Annotated in this window: 5 protein-coding genes; 4 read left to right on the forward strand and 1 reads right to left on the reverse strand. The window is 45.2% G+C overall.

The genetic code is table 11. The features are described 5' to 3' along the window. The first annotated feature begins 29 nt into the window (after window positions 1-29). The 4 genes from C7B77_RS25125 to hisH all read left to right on the forward strand — a co-directional run bounded on the left by C7B77_RS25125 (window position 30) and on the right by hisH (window position 3,345). Window positions 30-368, forward strand: coding sequence for a rhodanese-like domain-containing protein (locus C7B77_RS25125; RefSeq protein WP_106311380.1), 339 nt, complete (start codon window positions 30-32; stop codon window positions 366-368). A gap of 364 nt (window positions 369-732) precedes the next feature. Then, window positions 733-1,812, forward strand: a complete 1,080-nt coding sequence (hrcA, locus tag C7B77_RS25130; RefSeq protein ID WP_106311383.1) for a heat-inducible transcriptional repressor HrcA — start codon at window positions 733-735, stop codon at window positions 1,810-1,812. Window positions 1,813-1,930: 118 nt separating this feature from the next. Beyond that, window positions 1,931-2,620: a DUF2834 domain-containing protein gene (locus C7B77_RS25135; protein WP_106311386.1), complete on the forward strand. Its 690-nt coding sequence runs from the start codon at window positions 1,931-1,933 to the stop codon at window positions 2,618-2,620. Window positions 2,621-2,715: 95 nt separating this feature from the next. After that, window positions 2,716-3,345, forward strand: coding sequence for an imidazole glycerol phosphate synthase subunit HisH (hisH, locus tag C7B77_RS25140; RefSeq protein WP_106311389.1), 630 nt, complete (start codon window positions 2,716-2,718; stop codon window positions 3,343-3,345). Window positions 3,346-3,483: 138 nt separating this feature from the next. On the opposite strand, the gene C7B77_RS25145 is transcribed toward hisH, so the two are convergent. After that, window positions 3,484-4,191: glycosyltransferase family 4 protein (locus tag C7B77_RS25145; RefSeq protein WP_146138513.1), on the reverse strand; the 708-nt coding region annotated here is incomplete at its 5' end.

A 4,191-nucleotide genomic window follows, 5' to 3' on the forward strand; every position in this document is an offset into this window, starting at 1 on the left:
CCTCCACCCCTCCACCCAGGTAGATCCCGATGAGTTTTACTGAAATAACCGTTACCGAACTAGCCGCAAAAATTGCCGATCCCGATACGTCATGTCAGTTTGTGGATGTTAGAGAACCCCACGAACTAGAAATTGCGACGCTACCGAGATTTATCAACTTGCCCTTGAGCGAATATGCCGATTGGTCGCCAGAGATTTATACTCGATTGGACAAAGATATCGAAACACTCGTATTGTGCCATCATGGAATGCGATCGGCACAGATGAGTCAGTGGCTAGTAGAGCGCGGCTTTACGCATGTTAGTAATATTATTGGTGGCATCGATGCCTACAGCCATCATGTCGATCCCCAAATAGCAAGGTACTAGTACCGAGCGGCGGAAGTCAAGCGCACGATCGAAAGTTTTAGCCGTCAGCCGTCAGCTATCAGCCATCAGCTTTTACGGGTTTTAGGATAACCTGCTAATAGTAACCTTATTTAAGCCGCTCGGTACTAGTTATTATAGGTAGATCGCGAGCTTTGGGGATCGCCGCTCGGATCGTTTAAGATCCTATTTACTGTGTTAGTCAAAAGCATCCGGGATCGGGGTATAATTCGTCCAGCTTTGTCTATCGAGCGTAAGTGTAATCGATCGGAATTAATCGCTATCTCCAAGCATTCCTGTCGCCAGGATTAACACTATCTGTTGAAGAATTGTTATAATTAATAACTCCGCGCAGCGGTAGTAGTTTATGTCATTCGATCTGAATAAACGTCATCAACAGATTTTGAAGGCCACGATCCGTCAGTATATTTCTACCGCCGAACCAGTTGGCTCCAAAACGCTCGTAGATGGCTACAATCTGAATATTAGTCCAGCGACAATTCGCAATGGCTTTGCGACGCTTGAAAAAGCCGGATTTTTGTATCAGCCGCATACTTCGGCGGGTAGAGTTCCCTCCGATCTGGGTTATCGCGTCTATGTCGATCGATTGATTCAGCCTTCGCCAGATATGGGTAAGCAAGTAGAAGAATTGCTGAGTGATAAACTCGATTGGGATGGTTGGAGTTTAGAAGCAATTTTGCGAGGTGCAGTAGAAGTATTAGCCAGTCTCAGCGGCTATGTAACGATGATTACGCTACCGCAAGCTCGTCGCTCGACAGTCAAGCATATTCAGCTCGTCCGCGTTGAGGCAAATAAGATAATGGTAATTGTAGTCTGGGATGCTTATGAAACCCAGTCGATTTTGATGCAATTACCCCAGCAAAGATCGGCCAGCGATGGCGATTTGCTCGATCGCGAGTTGCAAGTTTTGTCGAATTTTCTTAACGGTAAATTACGCGGTCGATCGGTATTAGAAGTTTTAAAATTAGACTGGAGCGAACTAGATCGCGAACTCCAGCAATATGTAGATTTGGTTAGAAACTTATTGACCGATTTGTCGCGCCAGTCCAAGCCCACGCATACATCGCAAATGATGATTTGGGGAATTTCTGAAGTTTTGGGGCAGCCAGAATTTTCGCAATTACAACAGGTCAAAACCTTACTGCATTTGTTAGAATCCGAACAGGACAAAATTTGGGAATCGATCTTTAAACCCGATCTCGACTCTTCGCTCGATCTCCAACCAAAAATCGCGATTAGAATCGGTGCCGAAAATCCCCTCAAGCCCATGCAAACTTGTACGTTGATTTCGACCAATTACCATCAAGATTCCATTCCAGTGGGCAGCGTTGGCTTATTAGGGCCAAAACGGATGCTCTATGAAGACGCGATCGCACTGGTAGAGTCGGCGGCTGATTACATTTCTACAGCTATCAGCCAAGATTAATTGAGAATTGAGAATTGAGAATTGATAGCTAAATATTCATTACTAGATTTTCTCGTGAATACTTGAAAGAGTGTAAGTTAACTGCTCCTTGTCTTAATAAATAAACCAAAATTAGCCAATGTGGAATAAAATTGTTTTTGGCGCGTTATGGCTGGGATTTATTAGCTATGCTTTCTTCTTAGCTCCTCCCGATCGACCCGATACTCTGCAACTAATTATCGATCTTTCTACCGGAAAGTGGACGGGGATAAATCCGCTAATTATTGCCCTATTTAATTTGATGGGAATCTTACCGATGGTATATGCCTGTCTTATCTTAATCGATGGCAAAATTCAACAACTTCCGGCTGGATTATTCAGTGCAATCTCTTTTGGGGTGGGCGCGTTTGCAATTTTACCCTACCTAGCAATTCGGCAATCTCTTTCTGGTGCGCAAGTGGAACGGGTACGATCGAATGGGATCGATCGGGGTGGTATAATTAAGCTGGTGGATTCGCGCTGGCTGGGCGTCGTACTGACGATCGGTGCGTCGATCTTACTTATTTATGGAATTACGCAAGGAAATTGGCCGGATTTTGTCAGCCAATGGCAAACCAGCAGATTTATTCACGTCATGAGTTTAGACTTTTGTCTATTAATATTACTCTTGCCTGTAGCGATCGCCGATGACATTAACTTGCGTCATTTTACCAACCCCCAAACAATTAAATTATTGTCGTGGTTGCCACTATTTGGTGCTCTCATCTATTTATGCATTCGGCCTAATTTAATCGATGCGACTAATACATCCACCCAGGAATTAGTTTGAATGAGTATTCGGGCTAATTCGTAGCCGAGACGATCGAGGGGATCGAGAGTCAACTTTTATTCAGCAAGCCGCTAGTTTCAACACTTAACTATCTCATGCTAAAAATTGCCGTTGTAGACTACGATATGGGAAACTTACACTCTGTCTGTAAGGGTCTGCAACATGCTGGGGCAGACACAGTAATTACTCATGAAGCAGCAGAATTAGCGGCTGCTGATGCGATCGTGTTACCGGGAGTAGGTTCTTTCGATCCAGCGATGAACAAGATTCGCGATCGAGATCTAGAGCAACCGCTCAAAGATATTATTGCCACTGGCAAACCGTTCCTGGGAATTTGCCTGGGATTGCAGATTTTATTCGATCGATCGGATGAGGGTAATGAAACTGGATTGGGAATAATTCCCGGTAACGTGCGTAAATTCCAGCCAGAACCCAATCTAACCATCCCGCAAATGGGTTGGAATCAAATCCACCTCACACAGCCAAACTGTCCGCTGTGGGGGGAAATAGACACCAATGCATGGGTATATTTCGATCACTCCTACTATGTCGATCCAAGTAGTTCGCCAGTTGCGGCAGCGACTGTCACCCATGGGAGCCAAACTGTAACTGCCGCGATCGCGCGCAATAATGTGATGGCAGTTCAGTTTCATCCCGAAAAGTCCGCCACGATCGGACTTCAGATGCTAGCCAATTTTGTAGGCATGGTCGATCGAGCGTTGTAAATCTCGACGGTTTCTATAATTGTCATCAACAATGAGGGTAGGGGCAATTCGTGAATTACCTCTACCCTCATTGTTGACATATAATTGCAGCAGACTATAAATAGACTGGTATCGATCGAGTAACGTCCAGTTAGATATTTAGCGCGAGGCTAAAGATTGAAATAACTTCAGGTAATCCTGTGCAATTTTTTCAGACGTATAATTTTTGCGGCAATAGTCACGACCAGAGCGACCTAGCTCCTGCGTCAATTGCGGATTTTGGCTGAGTCGATACAGATAGTCGGCCAATCCCTCACTATCGCCATTACGTACTGACATGCCGCAATTGGCTTCTGCAAATACTTCATTGAGATAAGAATTTTCTGGACAGATGCTAATGATTGGCCGACCGGATGCCAAAGCTGAGTATAACTTGCTGGGAGCGACCAATCCTTCCATGCCCTGACTGATACTAACGATCGAGACATCGCAAGCCGTCAGGGAATAGGGTAAATTCTCGCGGGGTTGATAGGGTAAAAATAAGCAGTTTGTCAGACCCATTTCGTCTACACGATGCTGAAAATCTTTCCGTTTTTCACCGCTACCGATAAATACGAATCGGATTGGAGTCTTGCGCAAACGCACGACTGCGTCAAATAACGTCTCCATATCGTGACAGCGACCCATATTACCGGAGTACAACACTGTAAACGGCTCGACTAATCCATGCTCTTGGGCAAACCAGTTATCTTGCTTGAGTCGGGGGACGATCTGTTCGGAATCGACCCAGCTTGGGATGACGACAATTTTGCGCTCGATGCCTGGTTGCTTGGCGAGAATCCGCTCTTTCATACTCTCGCTCAAAAC

Origin of the sequence: Chamaesiphon polymorphus CCALA 037, from assembly GCF_003003845.1 — a bacterium.
GTDB classification, from domain to species: Bacteria; Cyanobacteriota; Cyanobacteriia; order Cyanobacteriales; family Chamaesiphonaceae; genus Chamaesiphon; species Chamaesiphon polymorphus.

Coding starts and splice junctions, on each gene's coding strand:
- C7B77_RS25125 (WP_106311380.1), top strand. CDS start 30: ATGAGTTTTACTGAAATAACCGTTACCGAACTAGCCGCAAAAATTGCC.
- hrcA (WP_106311383.1), top strand. CDS start 733: ATGTCATTCGATCTGAATAAACGTCATCAACAGATTTTGAAGGCCACG.
- C7B77_RS25135 (WP_106311386.1), top strand. CDS start 1,931: ATGTGGAATAAAATTGTTTTTGGCGCGTTATGGCTGGGATTTATTAGC.
- hisH (WP_106311389.1), top strand. CDS start 2,716: ATGCTAAAAATTGCCGTTGTAGACTACGATATGGGAAACTTACACTCT.